At 56.6% G+C, this 26,713-nt stretch carries 18 protein-coding genes and 1 tRNA gene; 10 read left to right on the forward strand and 9 right to left on the reverse strand.

Going from position 1 to position 26,713, the window contains the following annotated elements:
* Positions 1 to 1,808 precede the first annotated feature (1,808 nt).
* The 3 genes from SFX18_15260 to SFX18_15270 all read right to left on the reverse strand — a co-directional run bounded on the left by SFX18_15260 (position 1,809) and on the right by SFX18_15270 (position 6,670).
* Positions 1,809 to 3,875 (reverse strand): helicase C-terminal domain-containing protein, encoded by a 2,067-nt coding sequence (locus SFX18_15260; protein ID MDX1964510.1) that lies wholly within the window; start codon positions 3,873 to 3,875, stop codon positions 1,809 to 1,811.
* A gap of 699 nt (positions 3,876 to 4,574) precedes the next feature.
* Positions 4,575 to 5,882, reverse strand: coding sequence for an NAD(P)/FAD-dependent oxidoreductase (locus tag SFX18_15265; GenBank protein MDX1964511.1), 1,308 nt, complete (start codon positions 5,880 to 5,882; stop codon positions 4,575 to 4,577).
* Between the two features lie 715 nt (positions 5,883 to 6,597).
* A tRNA-Ala gene (locus SFX18_15270) sits at positions 6,598 to 6,670 on the reverse strand.
* Between the two features lie 976 nt (positions 6,671 to 7,646).
* Between SFX18_15270 and SFX18_15275 the strand changes: the two genes are divergently transcribed.
* On the forward strand, positions 7,647 to 8,297 hold the full coding sequence (locus SFX18_15275) for a sigma-70 family RNA polymerase sigma factor (protein MDX1964512.1): 651 nt from the start codon (positions 7,647 to 7,649) through the stop codon (positions 8,295 to 8,297).
* Positions 8,298 to 8,666: 369 nt separating this feature from the next.
* Positions 8,667 to 10,367 carry a serine/threonine-protein kinase gene (locus tag SFX18_15280; GenBank protein ID MDX1964513.1) on the forward strand — a complete coding sequence of 567 codons (1,701 nt, stop codon included), beginning with the start codon at positions 8,667 to 8,669 and terminating at the stop codon, positions 10,365 to 10,367.
* Positions 10,368 to 10,903: 536 nt separating this feature from the next.
* Here SFX18_15280 and SFX18_15285 read toward each other — a convergent pair.
* The 3 genes from SFX18_15285 to SFX18_15295 all read right to left on the reverse strand — a co-directional run bounded on the left by SFX18_15285 (position 10,904) and on the right by SFX18_15295 (position 15,257).
* Complete coding sequence (locus SFX18_15285) at positions 10,904 to 11,203, reverse strand: hypothetical protein (protein ID MDX1964514.1); 300 nt, start codon at positions 11,201 to 11,203, stop codon at positions 10,904 to 10,906.
* A 186-nt stretch (positions 11,204 to 11,389) separates the two neighbouring features.
* On the reverse strand, positions 11,390 to 12,772 hold the full coding sequence (locus SFX18_15290) for an acyclic terpene utilization AtuA family protein (GenBank protein ID MDX1964515.1): 1,383 nt from the start codon (positions 12,770 to 12,772) through the stop codon (positions 11,390 to 11,392).
* A 151-nt stretch (positions 12,773 to 12,923) separates the two neighbouring features.
* Positions 12,924 to 15,257 carry a serine/threonine protein kinase gene (locus SFX18_15295; GenBank protein ID MDX1964516.1) on the reverse strand — a complete coding sequence of 778 codons (2,334 nt, stop codon included), beginning with the start codon at positions 15,255 to 15,257 and terminating at the stop codon, positions 12,924 to 12,926.
* 905 nt (positions 15,258 to 16,162) lie between these two features.
* On the opposite strand from SFX18_15295, the gene SFX18_15300 reads away from it, so the two are divergent.
* The gene (locus tag SFX18_15300) at positions 16,163 to 17,203 is read left to right on the forward strand and encodes a WYL domain-containing protein (protein MDX1964517.1); all 1,041 of its coding nucleotides are present in this window, start codon (positions 16,163 to 16,165) and stop codon (positions 17,201 to 17,203) included.
* Between the two features lie 328 nt (positions 17,204 to 17,531).
* Here the strand turns inward: SFX18_15300 and SFX18_15305 are convergent, their stop codons facing one another.
* The 3 genes from SFX18_15305 to SFX18_15315 are packed head-to-tail and all read right to left on the reverse strand — an operon-like array spanning position 17,532 to position 21,071.
* Positions 17,532 to 19,013 carry an aminotransferase class III-fold pyridoxal phosphate-dependent enzyme gene (locus SFX18_15305; protein ID MDX1964518.1) on the reverse strand — a complete coding sequence of 494 codons (1,482 nt, stop codon included), beginning with the start codon at positions 19,011 to 19,013 and terminating at the stop codon, positions 17,532 to 17,534.
* Between the two features lie 15 nt (positions 19,014 to 19,028).
* A complete protein-coding gene (locus tag SFX18_15310; protein ID MDX1964519.1) occupies positions 19,029 to 19,835 on the reverse strand; it encodes a metallophosphoesterase in 807 nt (268 codons plus the stop codon).
* Positions 19,836 to 19,877: 42 nt separating this feature from the next.
* Positions 19,878 to 21,071, reverse strand: a complete 1,194-nt coding sequence (locus tag SFX18_15315; protein MDX1964520.1) for a M20 family metallopeptidase — start codon at positions 21,069 to 21,071, stop codon at positions 19,878 to 19,880.
* 787 nt (positions 21,072 to 21,858) lie between these two features.
* Between SFX18_15315 and ndhC the strand changes: the two genes are divergently transcribed.
* The 7 genes from ndhC to SFX18_15350 all read left to right on the forward strand — a co-directional run bounded on the left by ndhC (position 21,859) and on the right by SFX18_15350 (position 26,706).
* Entirely contained in the window at positions 21,859 to 22,254 is a 396-nt protein-coding gene (ndhC, locus tag SFX18_15320) for an NADH-quinone oxidoreductase subunit A (GenBank protein ID MDX1964521.1), read from the forward strand.
* A complete protein-coding gene (gene nuoB, locus SFX18_15325; GenBank protein ID MDX1964522.1) occupies positions 22,245 to 22,811 on the forward strand; it encodes an NADH-quinone oxidoreductase subunit NuoB in 567 nt (188 codons plus the stop codon). Before ndhC ends, nuoB begins: the two co-directional genes overlap by 10 nt.
* Positions 22,812 to 22,936: 125 nt before the next feature.
* A complete protein-coding gene (locus tag SFX18_15330; protein MDX1964523.1) occupies positions 22,937 to 23,440 on the forward strand; it encodes an NADH-quinone oxidoreductase subunit C in 504 nt (167 codons plus the stop codon).
* Between the two features lie 83 nt (positions 23,441 to 23,523).
* Positions 23,524 to 23,889 (forward strand): four helix bundle protein, encoded by a 366-nt coding sequence (locus SFX18_15335; protein ID MDX1964524.1) that lies wholly within the window; start codon positions 23,524 to 23,526, stop codon positions 23,887 to 23,889.
* A 63-nt stretch (positions 23,890 to 23,952) separates the two neighbouring features.
* A complete protein-coding gene (locus tag SFX18_15340) occupies positions 23,953 to 25,182 on the forward strand; it encodes an NADH-quinone oxidoreductase subunit D (protein MDX1964525.1) in 1,230 nt (409 codons plus the stop codon).
* A 241-nt stretch (positions 25,183 to 25,423) separates the two neighbouring features.
* Entirely contained in the window at positions 25,424 to 25,945 is a 522-nt protein-coding gene (locus tag SFX18_15345; GenBank protein MDX1964526.1) for a DUF3806 domain-containing protein, read from the forward strand.
* Positions 25,946 to 26,187: 242 nt separating this feature from the next.
* A complete protein-coding gene (locus SFX18_15350; protein ID MDX1964527.1) occupies positions 26,188 to 26,706 on the forward strand; it encodes an NAD(P)H-dependent oxidoreductase subunit E in 519 nt (172 codons plus the stop codon).
* Positions 26,707 to 26,713: the final 7 nt, after the last annotated feature.

Here is a 26,713-nt window from a genome sequence, read left to right on the forward strand (position 1 = left end):
ACTCCGTCGCCGAATGTACCGTACCGGCGAGTTTTACTCGCTGTTTTGGCTCTGTACCGGCGAGTTCCACTCGCCGTTCTGGACATTGGTTAGCCGCAACGCGTAGCGGAGCGCGGCATTTGGTTGAATGGATTAAAGCGTAGCGGTGTACTCTTACATTGGTCCCTCTTGCTTACAAAATTGCTCTCGATTCCCTCACGCAGGATTGACCTAAATCTAATTTTGTTGATTACTGTTTTTTACGACGGTAAGATACAAAATGTCGCTTTGTGGCTATCCTGGTTATTGCGAATATTCCGGCACAAAACGTGTGGAATGTAATCTTTTGCGGCGGAGGGTGCTTTGCGTGGTTACCTGTGCGAACGCTGCTCGCTTGCTTTTGAGATCGGTGGGTATCACTTTTGGTCGCTTGACGGGAAATGCGATCAAGTGGTATGCCGCGCATGCGGCACTATGCACCGCCTCACTGAGCAGCACGGACTCTGTCAAATCACGGCTTTATCCGGCCCGGTGTGGTCGCTGCCACTTGTCACTCGGATGACCGAGTTCGGGCACGAGTATACAGACTACGAATGGCCATTTACCGAGACTGATTGGCACCATGTAGGCCAGCACATCGGCGGCATCAAGGCGCTCGGGCAGTACAAGTGTAGCCACTGCGGGGCGGCAGGGCAAAAGCAGTCGCTAGAGTGGCCGCCGCACTCGGACGGGTTTTGGATTTCGTTCCGGGAAGTGTGCCCGCTGTGCGGCGGACCGATGCCGTTTTTGTTCGACTCAACAATTAACTAATCGCGTACGTCTTAACCATGCCACGAGATGCCGTTTCCTACGATGATGAGCAACAGCTTACAACATATATCTTTCACAATTACCCTAACCTTCTCACACCACTGGAAGCACAAATCTACAAAGCCCTGCTCGCGGAATCAAAGGCAACACACTCAAGCAATATGATTGCATCAATACTTCGACAGCGTTGGAGCGTGACTGCTTCTCCAGATGTAGTCAACGCGCTTGCTAATGGTCCGGATGAGTTTCGTAACCGTGTTCGCAAACGAATTATTGAGGAGTGCGCGGAACAAATAATCATCAGACGCTGTCCAAAATGTTCGCGTTTGGTCGCAACCCCCAAGGCACAACAGTGTTTGTGGTGTGGGCATGATTGGCATTGACTTCACTACTGGCCATTGATTTTCACAATTCCCATATAGCTTATACCCTTTACTCCTGCCTCGCCAGAAAGTTGTGTTCCCATTCTCTATACACTCAATGGGGAGAGGCCGGTGTTTTGACCCCCTCGGGGACGGAAGTCCTGGGCGGCGATCCTGTACAAATAAGCCACACTCGCGCCAAGGATTCCCGACCCCCATGAGCGCGTCAATTATACACCGCTCCGTCGGGGCTTAACGAGAGAGAAGGTCGCCAACCGTGGCCTTGGGTCCACGGCCACAATTCCCGCTCCGCTGCGCGGCTAGATGGGACAGGGGGGTGTTTTGTGTACCCCGGGTAGTTGCTGCGCTCCGACCCGGGGCTAAGTTCTGTAACCGTTTCGCAGTGGATACTATTGAACCAAAAACCAATATCTAAAAAGCAGAAACCTTAATGCCCACCCCCGTACCGCCGATGCCATCGGCGGCTTTGTGGGTCGTTGCCAAACACCAGCAACCAAATACCAACCGCCAAATAACGCGCTCCGCTGCGCGTCGCGGCTAACCAAATACCAGAAATGCACCCGGCGGAACACGACTATCCCCTGGCCCCTCACCCCTGAGTCCCGTCCGGCGGACAGGACCTACCCGCCAGCGAAACTACTGGATCCCGTACTCTTCCACTACCTTGTGGCAATCGGGGAGCGACTCGCTAAAGATTTTGCCGTAATGTTTCGTGTGCATCCGGGGATCCAGCACCACCACAATCCCCCGGTCGCTGCGCGTGCGAATCAGGCGGCCAAAGCCCTGCTTAAATTTCAGCACCGCCTCGGGCAGGCTATATTCGCTAAAGGGGTTCCCCCCCCGGGCCTTGATCGCCTCGGTGCGGGCCTCTAATAAAGGTTGGTCGGGGACGGCAAAGGGGAGTTTGGTGATGATCACGTTTTGCAGGGCTTCCCCCGGCACGTCGACCCCCTGCCAAAAACTGTCCGTCCCAAACAGCACCCCCCGCTCGGCGGACTTAAACTGATCCAACATTTGCCCCCGCGGGGTTCCCTCGGCCTGCGAAAACAGTCGATACTTCCCGCTCACCAGCCATGCATTTAGCCGGTTTGCCAGGTTTCGCAGCATGTCATAACTGGTAAACAGCACAAACGCCCGCCCCGCCGTCCGCGCAATATACCGCTGGATCATGGCGGCGCAGGCTTGTTCATACGCGGATTTGTCCGAAGGTTCGGGCATCCCCCGCAGCGTGATTAGCGTTGCTTGCTCGCGAAAGTTGAACGGACTGCCAAGTTGTTCCCCGCGACTGTCCGTCAGGCCGATCCGCCGCCGAAAATGGTCAAAACTGGCTTTCTTTCCCACGCCCAAGGTCGCGCTGGTGAGCACCACGGCGGGTCCATCGCTAAAGAGTTCTTCCCGCAGGATGGGTCCGACCTCGACCGGGGCGGCATGCAGCGCGATCCGGGGATAGCGGCGGCGGCTTTCTTGCTTTTCGATCCAATACGCCGCGTCCGGCAGCGACTGGTTCAGCCAGGTTTCCAATTGACCCGCCATCGCCAACAGCCGCTCGGCGGCGGAAACGTAATCCAGTTTTTCGCCGGGGGATTTTAGCGTTTCGGCGTGTTGCCGCACCATCCGCGATAAATTCAACAGCGCGGGGCTTAGCGGATTGGCCACAATCTCTTTTGTGCGGACGCGGCCATTAGCGCTTTTCCCGGATTGACTCCATTCCAGCAAATCGCCAAAAAACTCATCCGCCGCAAATCGGCATCGCTCGGTCGCCTGCTGCGCCGTCCCCAATTGCGCCGTGACCAACAATCCCTTATTCGTATGGGCGTTGTACAGTTTATTCAGCAGGTACTCGATTTGGCCCGAACTGACCGATAGGCCCAGGTGGTCGCCGGCGACCTGTTCCAGGGTGTGGGCCTCGTCAAAAATGACCAGTTGGTGGTCGGGAAGCAGTTTCGCCCCTTGCCGCCGCAGGGCCAAATCGCTGCAGTAAAGCGCGTGGTTGACGATGAGGATTTGGGCGTTCTGCATGCGTCGCCGGGCGGCAAAGTAAAAGCAATCTTTGTGCGTGGGACAGTTGCGGCCCAGGCAATTGCCGCTATCGCTGGCGACTTCGTCCCACACACCGGCCAGGGGGGTCTCGCCCAGATCGGCCTTGGAGCCGTCAGTGGTGGTTTTTGCCCAATCGGCGATTCGCCGCAATTGACTGTATTCCTCATCCGAGCTTAGCAAAGAGGTCGCGCGGGCCTGGGCGTTTTTCATCCGGCGCAGGCTCAGGTAATTGCCGCGCCCCTTGACCATGACGGCGGTAAACTCCAGGGGAATCACGGCCTTGAGCAGGGGCAAATCCTTGGACAGCAATTGTTCCTGCAGGGCGATGGTGTGCGTGCTGATGATCACGCGGCGGCGGGGGGCGGCATCCTCGCCGGGGTTGAGTGGCCCTGTGTCATCATCAGCGTCATACAGGTCGCGCGGATTGCGGCGGGGGGGAGGTTCGGGGGCGAGTTGATCCTGGCACACGGCCAGGATGGCCGGAACCAGATAGGCAAAGCTTTTGCCGACGCCGGTGCCGGCCTCGACCACCAGATGCTGCCGGGCGGCGATGGCCTCGGCCACGGCCGCCGCCATGCGCAGCTGCTCGGGCCGCTGTTCATAATTGGCCAACCGCGCGGCAACGCGTCCAGCAGGGCCTAGAATGTCCGCGGGGGTCAGCATGGAAAGGAGTGTTACTTTTGGGAAGGAAACGCCAGGGACCGAACAGAGTATAAGTGGGCATTTCTATTCTAAGCCATCCGCTTGCGGTTCTGTCAGCCCCCGCGAAGTTGACAAATGCCGTGAAATACGTTTTGGCCACGGATTTTCGCAGTTGAAACACGGATCATTCTGGATTCTGATCCGTGCAAATCCGTGTTTATCCGTGGCTACGTATTATATTAAATTCAATTTTGGCCACGGATTGGCACTGATGAAAAACGGTGCGGGCGGGGGTCGGGAGTCTGACGCGGTAAGCGCGTATTTGGCAAACGGGCTTGTTCGCGGAAGACTCCCGTCCCCCTACGCCTTGCTTGAGGGGGACGGGAGTCCTGGGCGAATCAAGCTGTATAGCGAAATGAGCTTGCACCGCCCACGACTCCCGACCCCTGCGCTACATGCTATTCAAGATATAAATCGGGCCTTTGGCCCTTCCAATAGTATCCACACTTGACCTAGGGCGACGCTGCGCTTGCCCTAGGCTGGGATAGGTTGGGCCTTTGGCCCGCAAAACATCAAACGCCTTTGGCCCGCAAGAAATTCACCAACGAAAATCTTTGCACACTGCGAAGATTTGAAAGGTTAGTAGTACGGATGATGCTAAATTCTGATCCGTGCACATCCGTGGCTAATACCATCCGTGGTGAATTCACTGCGGTGGCCCTAAGCCGATTCACCCGCCAGCCAGCCGGTGCTCCAGGCGGCTTGAAAGTTATATCCGCCAATCGGCCCATCCAAGTCGAGGATCTCCCCCGCAAAGTATAGCCCCGGAACCAGCTTGCTTTGCATCGTGCGGGAATCGACCTCGTTGAGCGGCACCCCGCCAGCGGTAACTTCCGCCTTGCCATAGCCCAGTGTGCCGTTCAGGGGGATGGGAAGTTGCTTTACCAATTTCGTCAACGATTGCCGCTCTGAGCGGGAGATTTCCGCCCCTTTTTTGTCCGGGGGAATCGCCGCCAATTGCAAAATCACTTCCTGAATCCGGCGGGGAAGTTCCGCCGGTAACAATTGCATGATCTGCTTTTTTCCCGCTTGAGCCAAGCGTCGGGTAAACTCCTCTTCCCACTCCGCCGGGGACGCGTCCGGCAACATATCCAGCTCCGCGCTCAGTTGACTGGGCCGCGCATGGGCGGAGACGACACGGCTAACGTCCAATGCCGCCGGACCCGTCAGGCCAAAATGGGCGAACAACAGCGATCCGCGTGTCGCGGCCAGTTTTTTGCCATTTTCCACGATCGCCAGCCCAACGCGCGGCAGCGTGATGCCGCGGAGATTGCGCACCCAGGGAAGGGACGTGGTCAGCGGCACCAGCGCGGGGTGAGTGGGGACCAGGGTGTGGCCCAGGCTGGCCGCCCAACGATAGCCGTCGCCGGTGGTGCCACTGCCGGGAAAGGAGAGTCCGCCGGTGGTCAGGATCACGCTGTGCGCGGCGAGGGTCCGTTTAGGTGTGGTAATGGTAAAGCGGGGGGGGCGGGGCGTGCTGTCGATAAGGCGGGGGAGGCCGGGAGGTAGTGAAGTAGCATGAACTTGGGACGAATCCGTGAACTTTTGCAACTCCAGGACTGGTTCTTGATAGGCGATGCTGGCACCGGCGGCCGTCGCCCGTGCGACCAGGGCGTCGCGCACATCGCGAGCGGAGTCGCTGACGGGAAAAATTTTGTTGGTATCCTCGACCTTGGTAGGGACGCCGCTGGCGTGAAAGAAATCCAGCGTGGCGCTGACATCCAGCGCGGCCAGCGGAGAGTGTAGGAATTTCCCTTGGGTGCCATAGGCCGCGATGATGCCGCGGTTGTCGGTGTTTTGGGTCAGGTTGCAACGCGTGCCGCCGGACATCAAGATTTTTACCCCGGCCTGGGGATTTTTTTCCAATAGCAGCACGGCCTTCCCCAAGCTGGCGGCGCGGCAGGCGGCAAACAGTCCGGCGGCCCCGGCCCCGATAATGATGATGTCCCAGCTTGGCGATGTTAACACAGGTATAAAAATGGGGGGTTAGTGCATAAGCGGGGTTTTCCCGCCAATGTACAATCCCCACCCTATAAATTAAAGTTGCCAGAGAGATGTCGTCAGGGAGTCATGCACCACCGCCGATGGGGATTCGTCCAGCGTTGGTGAGACATAGGTCGAGGTTTGTATCAAAGACAAAGATGCCGTTTAAGGAGTTGTCCCCAGTCCTGAAATCCGCAGCGTAGGGTTTACCGGCCAAATTTTTGGCGATTGGGCCTCGTGCCGACCACCTTTATAACACCCTTTGCATCAGGTGTGACGTTAATCGTCAATCGCCGTGGGCTGGTTCCGGCCCTTTGCTTCCTCGGGCCCGGTTTGGATCAAATGATCCTAGGGGAATCTATTTTAATATTAATCCTATTTACCGGGATAGTTGATCCAGTTTTACCCTCAGGTTGTGGCGCCGCAGCGCGGCAATCAGGGGAGCAGGGAAATTAATAAATTGTAATGGCCGGGAAAAGCGATAACTGCTAGCTAGTAAAAAACAGTTTGTCCCGCAAATCAAAGCGGCAAGAACCATGGGTGAGCGCCCAGTGGCTGATCGGCCCAACTTGAATCGATCGCTATGACAAAATGGACAAAATAACTGGTTTCGTCAATCAGCAGTCAATTGAGCTAGAAATAAAGGCATAATGCCTAAGTAGCAGTTGGTTCAAGCGTGTTTTATAACCAACTACCGCACTGGAGACGAAGGGGATCGAACCCTCAACCCCCGGCTTGCAAAGCCGGTGCTCTCCCAATTGAGCTACGTCCCCGAATGATTCCTGCGACCGGTTACTATCCAGACGCACTATTGTGAAAGAAGTTCGCCACTTCGTCAATTGGCAGGGAGGATTGCTGGGAATTACGAATTGAATGCAAAATTCCGCAATCTCCAATCCTACTCCTGGCTTTCCCTCTTTCCGACGCTCCGCTGCGCGTCGAGACTAACCGGATTCCACCCGCCACATCCCGTCCACCGGCGGACTCAGGTCCGCCGCTCGCCCTCTCCCTAACCCCTGACCCCGAACCCCTGACCTCTAACCGTTGGCCACGTCCCGTCCGGCGGACGGGACCTACTCCTTTTCCGCATCTCGCCACCTACGTGACACCTTTGTACAAAAAACAGCAAAAAAAATCTCCCCTAGGGCCTAAAATCGCCCTTGACCCCCCCGGCAGCTTCCCGTATCCTCCCCGCACACTTGAGCGGAGGACCACTCGGTGCCCCCGCCCCACAAATTATCACGAAATTCGCCGGTGGATGGGCCTGCACGGGATTGATGGGGAGACCCAGGCAATCTGCGGGCCGGCAAGCGAACCTAACGGCAAGGACGCTGTTAGCCGCTTTGCTTACAAAAACCGCGGGTTGGCCCCGGCCCCCGCGTTGAATTTACCGCGTCCGGTCGGGAAAAACCTTGTTTTTCCGCCGGATGCCCCAAGACAAGTGATCGCGCAAGGATGGGCGAACAGGGGATGTTCCGCCAGGACTTGCGCCGTCGAGCGACACACGCTCCCGGAAAACCACTGGAGTCCTCCGCCCCCCTGGGACCCTCGCTTTCCGGGAGCATTTTTTATTAAATGCAGAAGTCTGAATAATGAATGCCGAATTGCGGCGGGTTTTTCAATAAATTTCAGTGCCTGACGGGAAATATCCGGGATTTAGATTTAATTCTCCCCCGTTTTCTAAACGATGTCCCTCGATTAAGCTAAATGAACGATTCATTTACTTTATAGACCCACGGCACTTAAAAAATGTGGCCCGATAGCGACCAGACCCGCGAACTGCTGGCTCAGGCCAAAGCGGGGCAAAGCGCGGCAATCAACGACCTTTTGGATCGGCACCGCGTGGCGTTGCGGCGGATGATTGACCTGCGGATGGACAAAGTGGTCCAGCGACGGGTGGACGCCAGCGATATCGTGCAGGATGTGTTGGTGGAGGCAAATCGCCGCCTGCGGGACTACCTGGATAATCCCTCCCTGCCGTTTCATTTGTGGCTGCGTAATATGGCGCGGGACCGGTTGATTGACGCCCATCGCCGCCATCGAGGGGCGGCCCGGCGCAGCATCGACCGCGAGCAGCCGCTGGTCGTGGCCCGTTTTTTGGATCAATCGACGATGGACCTGGGGGCGGAAATCGCCGACCGCGAATTGACCCCCGCCGCCGCCGCCACCTGGCACGAATTGCAGCGCCGCTTTCAAGATGCCATCGACACCCTGGACGATCAGGACCGCGAGGTCGTGTTGATGCGGCACTTTGAGCACCTTTCCAATAGCGAAGTCGCCACCACGCTGGGGCTCAGCGAACCCGCCGCGGGGATGCGGTATTTACGCGCAATGCGCCGTCTGCGCGAAAAACTCGACGCCAAGCCGGAAGGCACTAACGCGCCGGGGGAAAGTGATTGAACCAAGCTTGAATTTCCCGCGCGGCTCAATACGCAACGCAGGTTGCGTGGTACCGGCTTCAGCCCGTAAATCAAGAGTTATACACTTTGTTGTAAGCAAGAATATGAATCAGGCCGTTGGCCCTTCGATTCATTTCTTTCCTTTTACCTAGGGCGACGCTGCGCTTGCCCTAGGCTGGAATAAGTTGGGCCGTTGGCCCACAAGTTTAAATGGCCGTTGGCCCACAAGGTGCAAACCCGTTTGCACGCAAGTATACACTACTCGACCTAAACCTCCCGCGTCCCACCTCCCGTCTCCCGCCTTACCAGTCCCGTCCGGCGGACGGGACCTACTCCCACCTCCCGCCTCCTTCTCCCACTCTCTCCCGTCATGCCTCCTTCTTCCGCCACTAGCGCCCCGCCAATCAACCCGGATCAGCGCGACGAGCTTTTGGCGGAACTCTTGGACCAAATGACCCAGCGGGCCAAGCTCGGCGAATCTCCCCAGATCGAACAACTTACCCAGCGGTATCCCGATCTGGCCCGCGACCTGCGCGAACTCTGGGCGGCGGTGATGATAGCCGACGCGGTGGGTGGCAGCACGCAAATGTTTGCCGCGGAACAGCGGAGCCAAGGATTGCCGGGGCAGCCGCGACAATTCACCGATTCCGGTTTTTTCAGCCAACCCCTCCCCTGCAAAATTGGCGATTTTGAACTGCTCTGCGAACTAGGGCGCGGGGGGATGGGCGTGGTTTATCAAGCCCGCCAAATCAGCCTGGACCGGATGGTCGCGTTAAAAATGGTGTTGCGCGGATCGAACGCGACTGCGGCGGATTTGGCCCGTTTTCGCGCGGAAGCCGAAGCCGTGGCCAAACTGGATCATCCGCATATTGTGCCGGTGTACGAGGTGGGGGAATTGCAGGGACAGCCCTACTTTAGCATGAAGTTTGTGGCGGGTACCACCCTTGCCCGCCAGCTAAACGATGGGCCGCTTCCCCCGCGCGAGGCGGCGGAAATTTTGGCGCCGATTTGCCGCGCGATCCACTTTGCCCATCAACAAGGATTATTGCACCGCGACTTAAAACCCTCAAATATTTTACTGGACCTCGAGGGTCGTTCGCATGTGACGGACTTTGGCCTGGCCAAGCGGATTACCGACGACGCCGCGCTCACCCATACCGGCGCGATTCTGGGAACGCCCAGCTATATGGCTCCAGAGCAAGCGGCTGGAAACAGGGGAGAGATAGGCCCGGCGAGCGATGTCTATTCGCTGGGAACGATCCTTTATGCCATGTTGACGGGCAGGCCGCCTTTTCAGGCGGCGACACCGCTGGACACGATTTTGCTTGTCCTGGAACAAGAGCCGCTCCCCCCCCGTTTATTGAACGCCAAGGCGGACCGCGATCTGGAACTCATTGCGCTCAAGGCCCTGCAAAAACCCCCGGAGCTACGCTACCCCACGGCCCTGGCCCTGGCCCAGGACCTAGAGGCCTATCTGGCGGGAGAAACCATCAGCGCCCGGAGCGGCGGCTTTTCCGAAGTCTTTATGCGCGTCTTTCGCGAGACGCACCACGCCACGGTCCTGCGCAATTGGGGACTCTTGTGGATGTGGCATAGCGTGGTGCTGCTGGCTATTTGCCTGGTGACCAATTGGCTGGCCTGGGAGCATGTCTCCCAGCGTTGGCCGTATTTGTTGTTATGGAGCGGCGGATTCTCTATCTGGGCGCCCATCTTTTGGGCGTTGCGTTATCGGACCGGGCCGGTCACCGCCATCGAACGGCAAATCGCGCATGTCTGGGGAGGCAGCGTCGTCGCCAGTATTTTACTCTTTGGCGTGGAGTATGTGCTGAACGAACCCGTCCTGAAACTTTCGCCCGTGCTGGCGCTGATTAGCGGCATGGTCTTTACGATCAAAGCCGGCATGCTTAGCGGCAAATTTTATATCCAGGCGACCGTCCTTTTTGCCACGGCGCTGATCATGGCCCGCTGGCCCGAATGGGGGCATACCATCTTTGGCCTGGTGTCGGCGGGATGCTTTTTTATTCCCGGCTGGCTGTACTATCACGAACGCTTGCGGGCCCAACTGGAATAGCCCAAGCGCGAGGCTTTGCCCGCTACCTAGGGGATTGGCGGATCAATTACTTTTGATTCATGTGGATGAATCGGGCCGATGGCCCTTCCAGAAAATATTTCCCATGAACTGCGCTTGCCCTAGGCTGGGATAGGTTGGGCCTTTGGCCCACAAAGGCTTAAACTCTTTTGGCTTATAAATGCTTTGGCAACAAAAAAAAGCATTGCGCGGTGGGGAGATTTGAAAGGTTATTAGTGCACCAACACCAGAATACAATAAAAAACACCGACAACGGAAATCCGCAGCCGGTGTTATCCCCTAATTGCTGGCCGGAGCTTTCTTGCGAAAGGTTAAATAACCGGACAGTCCCCCCGAACGCTAACTCTCTAATGATATTTCAAGCGGGAGAATTCATACAAACCTAATACTTTATTGACACAATTTTCATTTATGTCAAGCAATGGGTGAGTAATAAGCAGTTTTTATGGCGAATTCTGCGGAAATAGGCAAATAACAGCGATATACCATCATATTTGGGGTAATTACCGGCTCTGGACCTATAGCTCCAGTTCCATCAATGCCGTTCCTAACAATTTTCCCTGCGTGTCAATGCGGGGGGATTGGCTGGCTCCTCCCGCTAGCACATTCTCTAGGACAAAGTTTAACCCCTGCACGAGGGGCAATTCGTAACGCGTGACACGTGTCGCCTGCAAGCCCACAAAATACAAAGCCACGCGGGCCTCGGTCAGCTTTTGCCGTAATAGCGCATAGTCGGCAGGTTGCCGGGCCACCACACCGATATTGGCATGGTTTCCCTTGTCTCCGCTGCGGGCAATGGCAATTTCTTTAAGTTTCATGTGTGGCGCGGATTTTAGTTCCTAGTATTGACTCTTAAATCAGCTACGCTTAACGAATTTTCGCTGTTAGCAAATCCCTTGCGGGCCAATGGCACTTTAACCCTTATGGGCCAACGGCCCGATTCATCATCATTGGCCACAACGTCATCTGACATTCAATGCTATTACCCTTGACCTGCGGTGAAACTATTCTATCGCCCATTGTGAGGCGGATTTTACCTCTATGGTTGGTGTGCACAGGTCCTTGGGCACAAGGGTCGGCCAATAGGCGTAACAGGGGCGGACCTCGGGTTTGCCCGCGGCATAACCCGCCAGGCCCGCCGGTCCACTGGTAATCAGCGGGGCAAATTCCCGCGTAAATCGCTCTACAGCTTGGGGGGTATCGGCGGCGGCGGTAATGCGTAACACAACTTCCGGCGGGGTTGCCCCAGAAACGCCCCCCGGCACGCCCACCCCCGTCCCCAGGCATTCCACGTGGAATTGGCGTAATTTAGCTCCCGCTTTTTCCACGCGATGGCGTAGGATGTCCGCACAGGCCCGGGCTTTTGTTACACAATCCGGTCCCCAAACCAGCAATTGTCCCGTGGCGGTATAGCCCGCGGCGTAAGCCAGCGACACCTTGTAAAAATCGGTGGGTGGCGTGCCGCCGCAGCCGATCACGCCCACGCGGTCCGCGCCGCGGCGTTGCAATTCAACGGTGGCAAAGTTGGCACAGATGTCGGGGGTGAGGTAATTCGCCGGATCACCAATCTCGTATAGCAGTTGCGCGGCCACGGTGGTCGTGGTGACCGCGCCGCCGGTGCCGGGGGGTTTGGTGATGACGACATCGCCGTGGGCGTCCAGTTCGGCGACGGGGTAGCCGACATCGGCCAGGTTGATGTCTTGATATTCATCCAGATAACCGCCGGTGACCTGCGCGCCGCATTCAATCAGATGTCCAGCGACGGTGGCGGCGGCCAGGCGGGGCCAGTCGTCCCATTTCCAGCCAAATTCGTGCATCGCCGGGCCAACGCACAGAGAGGCATCCGCCACGCGGCCGGTGATGACAATTTGCGCCTCTTGGGCGAGCGCCGCGACGATAGGCTGCGCCCCTAGATACGCATTTGCCGCGACCAACGGGGCGGAAAGACTACTGAGTGGAGCGCCGGTGTCGAGATTGATAAAGGGGTTCCCTGCGGCCAGCAATTCTGGAATGCGCGGCAAGAGGTCGTCCCCGGCCATGAGTGCCAGCGTGGTGTTTCCCCGACCGGCGGCGTGCAGGACTTTTCCCGCCGCGCGCACGCAGGCCAGGGGATTGACCCCCCCGGCGTTCGTCACAATTTTTAGGTTTTCATGCTCAGGCCACGTGGGCAAGAGCGACGTCAGGACCGTGATAAAATCCGTCGCGTAGCCCGCTTGGGGGTTTTTTTGCTTGAGTCTGGCCAGGACCGACATGGTTAATTCGGCCAAATATTCTAGCGTCAGGTAATGCAGCGGCGCATCTCCGGCCTGAGACTGGGCCACGGTCAATCGCGGCGCGTCCAGGTTATCCCCCCAAAATCCAGCGGCATTGGCAATGCGGAGTGGCATGGGGGTATTTTACCGTGCTGGCCGGTTAGCGGGCTAGCGGAGGTTGCAAGAGACGAGAGATGGGAGGCGGGGGCAGCTCGTTGCGCTCGGTCTTCCACCACCCCATGCCGCAGAGGGACATTTGGTAGTCAACTCCATTCCTTCATTCCTCTCATTCTTCTTGCTCAAACACCGTGGTCCGGTCCAATCCCGCGGGGTGCGTGGCCGCCCCACCTTGGCCCGGTGAAGTCGGCGGCCGGGGATTTTGCTTGGTTGCGGCGCTAGCGCCCAGGGTTGTCGGTGCCGTGGCCGTCAAGGGCGTCCCGGGTGTTGATTTTGGCAGCGGATGTTGCTCGGTCATGACGGAGTTGGCCGATGAATCCCCCTCCGTCGATTGTCCCTGACCCCGATCATGGCGGCTCCACCACGCTTCGGCGTCCTCGGTCGTCCAGATGGCGGGGACGCGGTCCAGTAAACCCGCCAGATCGCGCGCAGTTTGCGGTCGTTTGGACCGGCTTTTTTCCAGGCAAGCCAATATGGCATACTCCAGCTCGTGCGAAATGGCCCGCCCCGCCCGCGCACCCGGAGACACCGGCACTGCGGTTAAATGCTGCTGGCACAGTTCGCCCAGCGTTTTTGCCTGAAACACGGTTTGCCCCGTTAAGAGAAAATATCCCACAGCGCCGACGGCGTACAGGTCGCTGCAGGCATCGACCGCGGCGGGCGTTTGGATCGCCTCGGGGGACATGTACAGCGGTGTGCCGGACATTTCTCCCCGCCCCCCGCGCCCCGCGCCTGGTTCCTCAACCGTTTTGACCAGGCCAAAGTCCAGCACCTTGACCACGTCCGGCTCTCCTCCGCGACGATTTAGCATGATATTTGCCGGTTTAATGTCGCGGTGCACCAGCCCCTGGCTATGGGCTTCAAACAATGACGCGCAGACCTGCTTTAAGATTAGCGCCACCCGCCCTTCGGGTTGCGGTCCATATTGGTCCACCAGCGCCTGCAGGTTGATTCCATCCAGAAACTCCATCGCGTAATAAAAAATTCCCTCCGGCGTCCGGCCAAAATCATAAATTGCGATCGTATGCGGATTGTTCAACTGGCATGTGATCTGCACCTCGCGCTCAAAACGGGCGATCGCCTCTTCGGTCACGCTGGCCACATCCAACATTTTTATCGCCGTGGGACGACGCAACATGGCGTGTTGGCCGCGGTATACCACGCCCATAGCTCCAGAGCCAAGCTTGTCCAGCAGGCGATACTGGCCTAATTGCTTGGCCTCCATTGCGGCGGATTGGGCTTGTTTACGCAACCGCGAGACAATGACGGTAAAGACAAAAATCGCAACCGCGCCGATCGCCAAAAGCGCGTACAGCGCGTTAAATGTCCAATTTAGGATAGAAAGCGGGCGATACGCCTCGGCGGAATTGACCTCGGTAATCAGGCCCAGGTTATACTTTGGCAGCCAGGTCCAGGCCCCGACTGACGGCACACCGCGGTAATTGCGATACCCATCCAGGTTGATTCCCTTTTCACCGCTGATCGCCTGCGCGGCGGGATAGGTTAGGGGCAGCTCGCGCCGGCGGAGCTCGGGACGAAAGCCCGTCGTCAAGTCGCCACCGGGATCGCGCACTTGCACGGTCAATAGCGAGCGGGCGTCGTCGATGTCGGGTAATAAGCCTAATTGTATGAGTTCTTCGTCAAAGCGGCCGTTAGAGACCATATATCCTTGCGCATTAATCGCATAGGATTCCCCCGTATCGCCCAAGCGACCTTGTTGCAAAATATCGGTAAATTCGTCTTCCGGGCGGATGCGCAACGCCAGCACGGCGATGGTTTGCAAATTTTCGTCGATGATTGGCGCGCTCACAAACATGGTGGGCGTCCCGGTGCGCAATCTTCCCTGCCTATCTTTTAATAACACCACACTGCCAAACGGTGGCGAAACTGTTGTTTGGCCAGTTAGGGCGGGAGACAAAAATTTCTCGTAGTCGGGAATCCTTTGCCCAATCAGGCCTGGCGTATGGGCCGCAATAATTTGCAAATTTTGATCCGCCACGACATAGCCCGCGTACCCATGCGGGGCCAGCATATGATCCAGGGCCTGTGCCAACTGGCGGCGGATTTGCGCGGCGGAGGTCTCATCCGCGTCTCTGGGCGATGCGACTGTCGGCGCGGGGTCATCACCCGCTGCGGGGGGCTGGTCCCGCATTTCCACCAGCTTTGCCACCAGTTGCCGTACCGTCGCCTGATTTGCCAGCGTCTGTGCGTTGGCTTCTTGTGCCCGCAGCCATTTCTCCAGCATGGTCTGTTGCACATTTAAGACCGTGGTCAGCCCCGATTGCAAATTGTGCCGCATCGTGCCGCGGATCAAGCTGCTCACCGTATAGCCAATCACCCCCAATAACAGCACCGCCAGAATCGGCCATATCCACAATTGACGCTTGAGCAGCACCCCTGTGCGAGCCAGGCTGCGCCCCACCAGGGATTGGCCAAAGGTCATGTGGGCGTGAGCCGCTTCTTCCCCAGGGCGAGTACGTCCGAACCAGGAAGCCAGCCAATTCCACATATATGCAGCGTCAAGTAACGGTAAACGAACAAAAGGGGTCTCAAACACCAAACATTGATAGTAATTGGGAAAAAACGGGGGAACAAGCGCGCGGGATGGGGCGAAGTCGATTGGTATAAAAATTTTTAGGCCCTATTTGGACAAAAGACTTGACAGAAAATATACGTTAGTACACCATAGCGGTCGGACTGCCAAAAAATCAAACGCGGCAGCGCCCGAGGGATGACCGTCAAATGTGATTTGGTGGAGTAGATGTTGGTTATTGTTCCACTGGAAACTTTGGAAAAGGCGGGCTTCCTCCGTTTTTTCCCGCGTATGAATCAGGCCGTTGGCCATTGTAGTGTGTTGCTTGCCGTTTTCTTACGGAGAGGAGGCATTTGCCCGGTGCCGCGTTATCCCGCCACCACGTTTTACCCAGGCAGAGACTGAGCGGGCCTATGGTTTGAGAAAAATCACATGCTTGTAGCGCACAGAGGCATGAACATGCAGGAATTTTAACTCAAGGCGTGGAATTTTGGTATTTCTCGCGCCGCTGGCCAGCGGGGCGTGACGTTCGGCGTCGGGTTATCGACAACGCACGGCAAGCAGGATCCCTCAAAAAAATTCTCCCGGGAGGCCATGTTTTCAAAATTTTTTTAATAAACCACGAAAAATGCGGAAAAAAATGATTATGAACATTTGTCACGTTGGACATAAGCTGGGCAACCACCTGTGTTATGATCTTTTCCCTCAGCCACGGAGAAGCCCCGGGGCAGGGCTTTTCCGGGGATGACACATTTTTGACAATCTGTTGGACCAATGCGTCTTTTCAACTTTTGTCTGAGTGGGAGTTTCGCCGTATGACGACGAAGGGCAGCGTCGACCCGCCGCTTCTGCGCCAATGGAAGCTGTTGCGCCTGCTGGGTGCCAGCCGACTGGGACGTACCGTCCGAGAATTGGCCGCGGACGCCAGTGTAAGCGAGAAAACGGTTCGCCGCGACTTGCTTACACTGGCGCAGGCGGGATTTCCTTTGACTGAAAAAACCGCCGACCACGGCAAAAAACTGTGGCGCATCGAGTCCCGCGCCGGCGTCCCGGAATTTCGCATCACCTTTGACGAAGCCCTGGGCCTGTATCTGGCCCAACGGATGTTGGCCCCGCTGGCCGGTAGCGGTTTTTGGGAATCGGCCGAAAGCGCCCTCCAAAAAATCCGCGTCATGCTGGGGGATACCGCACTGCGCTACCTCGAACAGATGTCCGACGCGGTGCATGTAACCCGCCGCGGCGGCAACTACGCCCACAAGGCGGCCCTGATCGACGAGTTATTGCAAGGCCTGGAAGATCGCCAAGTGGTGTGGCTAACGTACCGTTCGCAACAAGCGACCGAGCCGGTCACGTATGATGTGCATCCTTATGGTTTGACCTGCCACCGGGGGGCGTTATATCTGATTGGTTTTGCCCCGCAGCACAACTCCATCCGCACCTGGAAGATCGACCGCATCGAAAAGGTGGAACGGGATGTCATGCCCTTTACCCGCCCCCGGGACTTTAACATGGAGGACCACCTAGCGGGGAGCTTTGGCGTGTACCAGGAACATGCCCCGGTGCGGGTCGAGATTCGCTTTTTTCGCGAAGTCGCCCGCTATGTCCAGGAAACCCGCTGGCACGAAAGCCAGTCGCTTACCCCCCAGGCGGACGGCACGCTCTTGGCCACGTTCGACCTGACCAGCACGGCCGAGATCAAGCAATGGGCACTCAGTTTTGGCTCCCAGGCGGAGATTCTTGCTCCGGAGGAACTCCGCGCCGCGGTCAAGAAAGAGATTGAGACGCTGGCACAGCGGTATAGCGGAGCGGTGCACAAGCCGAAACCCCGTAGTAGGCACCGTCCCGGCGCCGTGTAAAAGTTAAGCCACGACGCACAACGTGTTTTTCCGTACCGGCGAGTAAAACTCGCCGCCGCGGGCAAAATGGTCGCGGCGTCCCGCAGAATCACCCCCGGCGGCAACAGGGTCCGCGGAGCCTGGTACACCCAGAGGTGGAATTGGCACCCCTGGGTCAGAAACGACCGCAGGGTCCGGTTGTTCATCACACGGACTGTGATGAGGACAATGTTGTCCTCTCACTCCGTGAGAGGATACTGCGAGGGACAATTAACGGACTGTAAATTTATGACAAAATAGGAACTCTATCGGTAGTTCATCACAGGGACTGTGATGATTACATTTTTCATCACACGGAGTGTGTTGAGGACAATGCCGCTGACACTTCCGCTGCCGCAATGGCCAAAATCTCCACCATCTGTTCCATTTCCGCCCGGGTGGTCACATACGGCGGCGCTAATTGAAATGTGTCACCCCGGACGCGGCTGATTAAACCTCGTTCACGCGCGGCCCGTAACAACCGCTTTCCAAACCGCAGCTCAGGCGCAAATGGCGTATGGTCGCTGGTTAGCTCCCCTTGTGCATTGACAATCCCCCGCCGAGCCACGAACTCTACTCCCGCCAACAAACCCGCCGTGCGAATCTGGCCCACGTGCGCGTGCCCGGCAAATTTGGAACAAAGTAGCGATTGCAGTTCCTCGGCCAATTGCGCCGCGCGGGGGATCAATTGCTCGCGTTCAAGAAGCTCTAGATTGGCCAGCGCCACCGCGCAGCCCACCGGATGGGCGGAGGCCGTGACCGCGTGCCACCAGGCTTGATCCGGCGGAGCGGAGTGAATCTGTTCGGCCAGCAGCGGGCTCATTCCCATCCCGCCCAAGGGAAAATAGCCGCTGGTGATCCCCTTGGCCAGACAGACCATGTCGGGCGTGGCGCGTGCGTGCTGGACGGCCAACCAATGGTGGGAATGTTCAACGGTTGCCGTGCGGCCAAAACCGGTAATGACTTCATCGGCAATCCACAAGAGCTGGTAACGGTCACAAAGCTCTCGCACGCCATTCCAGTAACTCGGGTAAGGGACGTGGGTTCCTCCGGCTGCCCAGATCGGTTCGGCTAGGATTGCCGCCAGTTGACCGGGGCCGATCCGCACAATGGCCTGTTCGAGTTGTTTCAAATCTTGTGCGACGCATGGCGCGATATGCGCGGATGAGCCATCTTCGCCAAAAGGATCGACTGGTGGGTCGGAATACGTCACGTGCCATTCGGGCCGCGCGGGAGCGAATAGAATGTGCATTCCCGGCAACGTGGGGGCAAACATCGTCTGATAGGCGGCGCTGGCCGTCGCGCTGGCCGTGGCCAGCGATGTCCCATGATAAGCCTTGTCAAAGCATAAAAATTGCGTTTTGTCCGGATGGCCCAGCCGTCGCCAATAGTACCGCGCAGTTTTCAGGGCCGTCTCGACCGCCTCGTTCCCCCCGGTGGTAAAGAAAAACCGCCAATCAGGTAACTTGAGCAACTGTTGCAGGTGTTCCGCCAGTTCGATGGCCCGGGGATGCGTGGCCCCGCAAAAACTGCTGCAAAACGCCAATTCCCGCATTTGCAGCGCGGCCGCGGCGGCCAGTTCCTCCCGCCCATGACCGACCAGCACATTCCATAGGCCCGACAGTCCGTCCAGATACCCGCGACCGTCGCTGTCATAAAGCGTGGTCCCCGCTCCGCGCAGCCAGACCATTCCCTTGGCGGCCAGCTCGGCTTGATGTTGGGAATGGATCAGCGCGGCTTGATCACGGGCGAGGTATTCGAGTTTAGCGGCGGGCGGCGTTTCCCGGGGCATATCGAGCAAGACCGGTTACCACCCTTCCAGATTAAGCATTTTGCAAATGGTCGGCGCGCCGTACCGCGCCCCGCCGGTCATGATGTGCAAATTTGGCAGGGGGCGGCATTCGCCCGGACTATGGGTGTGGCCGCACAGCACGGTAAACAAATGTTGTGGATGTTCGGCGGCGACTTCCAGCAGCGCCTCGCCCATAGCCAGGCAGGTAAAGTGGGGCGCCCATTCATCATCCGAGAGCGTCCCCTCGTGCCAACAGGCTTCGCGCAGCGGAGGGTAATGCGTGGCTACCAGAATATGCCCCGCCATCCGGCAGGCTAGCGGAAGTTGTGTCCGCAAGTGCTCGGCGCCTTCGAGGCCTAATTGCCGCAAGATAGGCCAGCGCGATAGTTTTGTATGGCCGCTTAATTCGGCGATCAGCTTGTAGTCATTCATCATGACCATCGAACGTTCATAATCTCCGACCCGGCCATCGGCCCAACCATCATGGCCGACCAGGGCCACACGGGGAGTCAAGGCCACCGGTTGGGCCAGGCTGGTTAAGTATTGCAATCGTGGCAGCCGCGTGGATAGTTCTGTGGCCGCGGCCCGAATCTCGCGAATGGAACCGCCGTAGTAATCGTGATTTCCCAGGACATAGTAAATGGGCTGCTTCCAACTGCGGCCCAACCATTCTAGCAGGGGGATCACCTCGTGGGCTTCACTAAAGTCCCCGGTGATAACAAACGCATCGGGCCGCTGCCGCTCCACCTGATTGAAAAACCATTCAATCCGATCAGCGGGTAAAAAGTTCAGATGCAGATCAGTCAACCAGGCCAAGCGCATGGAAATTTTATAGCTTTCTTGTTAGTTAAATACGTACGAGTATCACGACCCAAAGTCGCGCACAAACTGGTACACAATCTCGCTAGCCAGGTCCAATTGATCCACGCTGACCCATTCGTCCGCGGTATGCGCCTGCGCGATGCTTCCGGGACCAAACACCACCGTGGGGACCAAATGCCCAAAGGCCGCGGCGTCGGTGCCGTAGCTAACACCCTGGATTTGGGGCTTGGCGCGTAACGTCCGTTGCACGGTCGCCGCCAGGCCGCGCGCCAAGGGGCCATTGATTTTATCCGACAACCCCGCGCTTTGCATAAATGGCGGCTCATGCAGCACATGCCCCGGATCAAAGGCCTGTCGGGTGATCCATTCGACCACTTGTTGATACGCGGCCAAGGGGTCGTCGCCGGGCAGGATGCGCCGGTCAAGTTCCAACACGCATTCATCCGGCACTGTATTGACGCTGACTCCACCGTGGATCGTCCCCGCGCTCAACGATGGCCGGCCGCATAATGGATGCTGACCTAGCGTGGGCACCACATCATGCTGGTAACGCTTTAACGCCCAGAGGATCGGCCCCATGCGGTAGATGGCGTTATCTCCTAGCTCCGGCAGGGAGCTATGCGCCGCCCGGCCGGTGGTTTTTACCCGCCAGCGGACCACACCCCGGTGGGCCACGACAATATTCAGCTCGGTTGGCTCGGTGACAATAACCGCATCGGGACAACGGGGCAAAACGTCGGGGCGGGTTTTGGTCCAGAGTTCAACCAGGCCCTTGGCCCCGGTAAAGCCGTATTCCTCATTGACGGTGCAGGCCAGCACGACCGTGGGGCGGATGGCGGGCTGTTCCCGTATTAGGCGTTCCAGCACCGCCAGCAGAGTGGCCATCCCACCTTTGATGTCGCAGGCCCCGCGGCCATGCAGGCGGCCATTTTTTACCACGGGCCGCCAGGGGTCGATGGTCATGCCGCTGACGGGGACGGTGTCTTGATGCGCTTCTAAAAGGAGTAGCTTACCCCCTTGCGTGGGTTCCTGGCTCCCCGGGATCACAGTAAGAAAGTTGTCCCGCAAAGGGGCGATTGGCTGTCGCAGCCACTGCAAACCGTGACTTTGGGCGAAATTTTGCAGATAATCGGTTAGTCGATGCTCAAAATACTCCTCACCGGATGATTCGCCACCCATGGGATTTACACTGGGGATGGCGACCAAATCACGGGCATATTCCAAGACATGAGACATTTAATCATGGTTTGCGGGTTGCCGCAGATGAGCGTTTTAACTTTTTCGTGTAATGCAAGTCTATCGTGTCCTGAATTAATGGGCAATTACTCGTGAAACTGCCAATAATCGCATAACATTTGAGTTTTTTTGCGATTTACCGCAATCTGCAATGGGGACGCTTTACATTCTTTGTGGATCAACTAGTATGAAAAGTGAGGCGGGTCAAACCGCATCGCCCTTTGCAAGTTCCTGCCCCACTTGCAAGGGGTTTTTTTATGCACGGTTTTCATATAGCCCGTTGCCATTCGCCGATCGTCAGCATTTATGCACGTGATGATAGGTCGAAAGCAAATTAATTTTACTTATTGCAATGAGCTGGCGAGAAGGATGATTCTTACTCAAATGACCTTTATGTAACATCTTTAGCCGCAAAGAGTGGACATATTTATCTAAATTACGGCTGTTTCGCGTTAGTCTCATTTTGTGGCAAGAATCAACTCTTACGCTAGAATTCTGCGGTCGCTTGACGCAACTCTTGGAAAAGCATTAGGATACAAGCGATTTACATTGGCCGTCCCCGACGACTGCTTTCCAGGTCCGGGAGCCTATTTTCCCTGTGTCGTCGCATTTTTTTGTTGCGGGAGACATTGTGACAAGATTCACAAAGTAACCCAAGGCTCAGTGGAAAGATGCGCGCGGATCCCTTTTGATCTGGAACGGCATTCGTGGCTCGTGCCGATTGTGACTTTGTGATTTTATCAATGACCTTCCCGGACCTTCCCGCCTATCGTGTGATGACCTGATCATGGAGCAGATCCTCCCTATTTTTTTGTTTATTGTGATTGCGGCGGGATTGGCCGTGTCCATGTTAACGGTCGGCAGTTTGGTCGGTCCCGCGCGTAACAGCCGAATGAAGGAGATGCCCTATGAAAGCGGCATGGATCCAATTCATGACACGCGGCGACGATTTGATATTCACTTTCATTTGGTGGCCATCGCGTTTTTAATTTTTGACGTGGAATTGCTCTTTTTGTATCCCTGGGCGGTAGCCAGCCGCAACCCGGCGGGAATTCCTTTGGCGGTGGAAAATGGCTGGGTCGAGAGCCGGGGGTTGGTCTTTGGCGAAGTCATGGTTTTTATTGCCTTATTAACGCTGGGATTTGTCTATGCCTGGCGCAAGGGGGTGTTCCGATGGCGCTAGAGTTACCGGAAAATGTGGTCATTAGCAAACTAGATGCCCTGGCCAGTTGGTGTCGCAAGAACAGCCTGTGGCCGATGCCCTTTGCCACGGCCTGCTGCGGCATCGAACTGATGGCGACCGGCGCCAGCAAGCACGATTTGGCCCGGTTTGGAGCGGAGGTTTTTCGGTTTAGCCCACGCCAGTGCGATCTGATGATCGTGGCGGGAAGGGTCGTCATGAAAATGCTGCCCGTCCTGCAGCGTATTTGGTCGCAAATGCACGAACCGAAATGGTGCATCAGCATGGGGGCCTGCGCCAGCACGGGAGGGGTGTTTGACACCTACAGCGTAGTTCAAGGGATCGACCGTTTTTTGCCGGTCGACATGTACGTCCCCGGCTGTCCCCCCCGCCCGGAACAATTGATTCAGTCGATTATTGATTTACAGGACAAAATCCAGCGCGAGGGGACGATTAGCGGACGGGAATTTACCACCGCCGCGCGTCAACAGCCCAAGCGGGCACTGGTTGAGGTGGCCGCCGCCTCGCAACTGGACAGTGCGCGGAATCCAGTTTTTTAATGAGAGGCCGGTCGGGGGCAGGGCGGTTTGGGTAGAGGCGCTAGCCCGACAACGGGAAAAGTCCCGCTCCACGGAGAAGGCCGGGCTTTCCATTTAATTGTAGAACTTTTCTGATGGTAAACACGATGCCTATGGCCAGTCCGGGGACGATAACCGCATTAACAGCCAAATTTCCCCTGGTGATTAAAAGCGAGTTTCGCGGCGAAACCCGGGTGGTTTTGCCCGTGGAGCAATTGCTAGAGATCATGGGTTTTTTGAAAGGGGAATTGGGTTTTGACTATTTGGTCGACATTACTTGCGTGGATTATTTGAACTATCGCGACGCACGCGACCGCTTTGGCCTGGTGTATTTACTCAGTAATATTAGCGCCAACGAGCGATTAACGGCGCGGGTGTACCTGAACGAGCCAAATTTGACCGTCCCCAGCGTGGTGCCATTGTGGGAGGGGGCGAATTGGCTGGAACGAGAAGTTTATGACATGTTCGGGATTGTGTTTGACGGGCATCCGGACTTGCGGCGGATTCTTTGTCCCGAGGAGTTCACGGCCTACCCCCTGAGAAAAGATTATCCCATGCAGGGTCGCGGAGAGCGGCACAACTTTATGCGCTTGGGACGGGATGAAACCTGAGGGGAATGCAGAAGTAAAAATGCAGAATGCAGAATTTTTGAAGCAGACTTATTTCCAGTTTTAGATTCATGCGAGCAACAATCATGCAAAAATCGACTCAAAACCATGATTTGCAAGTCCGCACCAAGCACTTGGCTTTGCGGATTATGACGCTATATACCGCACTTCCTAAAACCACGATCGCTGATGTGTTAGGCAAGCAAGTTTTACGCAGCGGCACATCCGTGGGCGCGCAATTTCGCGAGGCGTGCCGCGCTCGCAGTCGGGCGGAATTTGTAAGCAAGCTTAATAGCTCTCTGCAGGAATTGGATGAAACCGGATATTGGTTGGAATTGTTAGTGGAGGGCAAAATTGTCAAAGAAACGAAATTGTCCTTATTGATTCAAGAAGTGGAGGAATTGACCGCCATCTTTGTGAAATCGATAAAAACCGCGAAATACACCAGTTAAGTTACCTTTACTTGTATTTCTTCGCCATTCTGCATTCATCATTCATCATTCTGCATTTGCCCCATGCCTTCCCTTGCCACGCCTCCCGCGACCCAAAACCTGGCCCATGACGAGCCGGTGGATTATTTGTGGACCTTGAATTTTGGGCCACAGCATCCGGCGACGCATACCACGTTGCGATTGGTCATCAAGCTGGATGGCGAGCGCGTGGTGGACGCCATGCCGGATATCGGCTATTTGCATTCCGGGTTTGAAAAGATTGGCGAGCACCTGGACTACAATCAGTATGTGACCATCACCGATCGGATGAATTACATTTCACCGGTGGCGAATGGAATCGCGTGGCATAGCGCGGTCGAAAAACTGCTGGGAATCGAGATCACCCCCCGCTGCCGCTACATTCGCACGATTCTGGCGGAATTGGCGCGGATCAGCGATCATTTGCTATGCAACGGCGCGGTGGGGTTGGACACGGGGGCGTTCACGTTTTTCTTGTACGCGTTTAACCAACGCGAAGTGATCTACGATATCCAGGAAACGCTCTCCGGCCAACGTTTTCATCCCAGTTACACCCGGGTGGGTGGTTTGATGTACGATATGACCCCCCTGGTTGTGGAAAAAATTCGCAAGTTTTGCCGCGAGTTTCCCAAAACCCTGGAGGACATGGAAAAGCTGCTCAATCGCAACAAGATTTTTCATGATCGCACGCGCGGCGTGGGCGTGCTGACCAAGGAGCAGGCGATTAATCGCAGCGCCAGCGGACCAATCGCGCGGGCCAGCGGCGTGACCCGGGACCTGCGCAAGGACGAACCGTATTTGGCGTATCCGGATTTTGATTTTAAAATATGCTGCGCGACGGCGGGGGACTGCTTTAGCCGCTACTTGGTTCGGATGGCCGAGATGCGGGAGAGCCTGCGGATTATCAAAGCCGCCATTGAAAATATTCCCCCCGGCCCCCACAGCGTGGCCCCGGGCGAACGCACGACTTTACCCGAGAAACGCATGGTGTACTCCACCATCGAGGGGACGATCTCGCATTTTGAGTTGGTCATGAGCAACCGCGGCTTTGAAGTTCCGCGGGAGGAAGTTTACGCGGCCAACGAGACGGCGAACGGCGAATTGGGCTTTTATATCTCAGGGGACGGTACCGATGTCGCCTACCGGGCGCGCACCCGACCCCCCAGCTACATCCACTTTGCCATGTTTCCCCATTTGATCCGGGGTCATACGTTGTCCGACATCGTGGCGGTGCTGGGCAGTTTGAACATCATCGCGGCGGAACTGGATCGGTAGTATATCATGGTCAAAATTGAAGGCAGTTCGCCGCTTGAAAAATTTGAAAAACGATTCTTCAAAAATGAATCGCATCATGTTGTGTTTAGTTTGTACGCAAGAAGCATTCAATCAACGGACATATTAGAATTCTGTCAAGACTATGTGGAGTGTGTTGATTACTGGAGAGAAGGATTGTGTCAAGTTTAGCCAAAAGTGAGTGCCAGTTCACAATAACAGATTGTTAGCCGAGTTCGCGCGTATGAAGATTTGCACGCTTACATCGACACTACTGATTATGGGATTCCTCAGCTTGCTCGGTTGCTCGAAACTCAACGACGCGCCGCAGGAACAGCAGAAGGTGTCGGCATTGTCACAGGCAGACGTTGAGCGCCTCGACAAGCAGCGAGCCATCATCACGCAATTTGTGGCGGACGAGGATTCGAGAGCCAAATATCAGAAGGTCGCAGGCAAGCTCGGCACTTTACAAGCGATTCTCAACCAGAAGGAGTTCCAGCCGTCACAAACCTACGAGCTTCAGTGTATGGGCGCAGTTCTCGGAGACGCATTTGTTCAGGAGATGGGGATGGAGTGGGTCATGGTCGAGGACGAGCATGGCACTGACCCAGCAGTGCGATTGCCAGGCACGACCATTATCATTTTCCCGCTCACGATGATTTCCAAGCGAGTCGAGCGGGGCGAGACTTTTGACGTTTTCGACCTATTCAACGGAATTGCAGACAAGATTGATCAGCTCAAGAAGACAGCAGATAAAACAAAATGAAGGAGTAGGCTAACAAGGGCGCTGCAGCGATCCGCCACCCCGCTGCGCAGGCGGGCGGTTAAGATAATTTGGCCGTGCGTGTTGCAGCCGACCGGGCGTTTCCAGCGGCGGTCACTGAGCTTGGGCGTTGATTGTGAGTACCTACCTTATTGAGTGTGAAAACCTACATGAAAAAAATGAGATAAATTTTGCCGTCGCATTTTGCTTTCGATCTATTACTTGCTGAATTAGAGTTCCGATTTATGTCGAACACAGACTTTCAACTCCTCACCCCCGACATGGTCGCCGCCATCACGGCCTTGTTTCCGCGCTATCCCAACAAACGCGCGGTCACGCTGCCGGCCATCCATATCGTCAACGACCAGCTCCGCTACGTCCCCCCCCGCGCCGTGGTCGAGATCGCCCAGGTGCTGGAACTCGCCCCCGCCGAAGTCCAGGACACCCTCTCCTTTTACGGCATCTTCAAGCAGGACCAGCCCCACGGACTGACCCGCGCGTGGGTGTGTCGCTCGGTCAGTTGCATGCTGCGCGGCGGCTACGACATCCTCGACCATTTGTGCCACCGCGCGGGCGTTCACCCCGGAGAATGCACACCCGATGGCAAACTGACCGTCGAATTCTCCGAATGCCTGGGCGCTTGTGAATACGCTCCCTGCATGCTTGCTAACCAAGACTTGCACAAGGATGTCACCCCCGAAAAAATCGACAGCTTTTTGGACCAACTTGGTGTTGCCGCCCAGCCGCCAGCCGCACACGCCTAAGTTCACG

This window comes from Pirellulales bacterium (assembly GCA_033762255.1).
In the GTDB taxonomy this organism is placed as follows: domain Bacteria; phylum Planctomycetota; class Planctomycetia; order Pirellulales; family JALHPA01; genus JANRLT01.

Coding starts and splice junctions, on each gene's coding strand:
- SFX18_15260 (MDX1964510.1), bottom strand. CDS start 3,875: ATGCTGACCCCCGCGGACATTCTAGGCCCTGCTGGACGCGTTGCCGCG.
- SFX18_15275 (MDX1964512.1), top strand. CDS start 7,647: ATGTGGCCCGATAGCGACCAGACCCGCGAACTGCTGGCTCAGGCCAAA.
- SFX18_15280 (MDX1964513.1), top strand. CDS start 8,667: ATGCCTCCTTCTTCCGCCACTAGCGCCCCGCCAATCAACCCGGATCAG.
- SFX18_15285 (MDX1964514.1), bottom strand. CDS start 11,203: ATGAAACTTAAAGAAATTGCCATTGCCCGCAGCGGAGACAAGGGAAAC.
- SFX18_15290 (MDX1964515.1), bottom strand. CDS start 12,772: ATGCCACTCCGCATTGCCAATGCCGCTGGATTTTGGGGGGATAACCTG.
- SFX18_15295 (MDX1964516.1), bottom strand. CDS start 15,257: ATGACCTTTGGCCAATCCCTGGTGGGGCGCAGCCTGGCTCGCACAGGG.
- SFX18_15300 (MDX1964517.1), top strand. CDS start 16,163: ATGACGACGAAGGGCAGCGTCGACCCGCCGCTTCTGCGCCAATGGAAG.
- SFX18_15305 (MDX1964518.1), bottom strand. CDS start 19,013: ATGCCCCGGGAAACGCCGCCCGCCGCTAAACTCGAATACCTCGCCCGT.
- SFX18_15310 (MDX1964519.1), bottom strand. CDS start 19,835: ATGCGCTTGGCCTGGTTGACTGATCTGCATCTGAACTTTTTACCCGCT.
- SFX18_15315 (MDX1964520.1), bottom strand. CDS start 21,071: ATGTCTCATGTCTTGGAATATGCCCGTGATTTGGTCGCCATCCCCAGT.
- ndhC (MDX1964521.1), top strand. CDS start 21,859: ATGGAGCAGATCCTCCCTATTTTTTTGTTTATTGTGATTGCGGCGGGA.
- nuoB (MDX1964522.1), top strand. CDS start 22,245: ATGGCGCTAGAGTTACCGGAAAATGTGGTCATTAGCAAACTAGATGCC.
- SFX18_15330 (MDX1964523.1), top strand. CDS start 22,937: ATGCCTATGGCCAGTCCGGGGACGATAACCGCATTAACAGCCAAATTT.
- SFX18_15335 (MDX1964524.1), top strand. CDS start 23,524: ATGCAAAAATCGACTCAAAACCATGATTTGCAAGTCCGCACCAAGCAC.
- SFX18_15340 (MDX1964525.1), top strand. CDS start 23,953: ATGCCTTCCCTTGCCACGCCTCCCGCGACCCAAAACCTGGCCCATGAC.
- SFX18_15345 (MDX1964526.1), top strand. CDS start 25,424: ATGAAGATTTGCACGCTTACATCGACACTACTGATTATGGGATTCCTC.
- SFX18_15350 (MDX1964527.1), top strand. CDS start 26,188: ATGTCGAACACAGACTTTCAACTCCTCACCCCCGACATGGTCGCCGCC.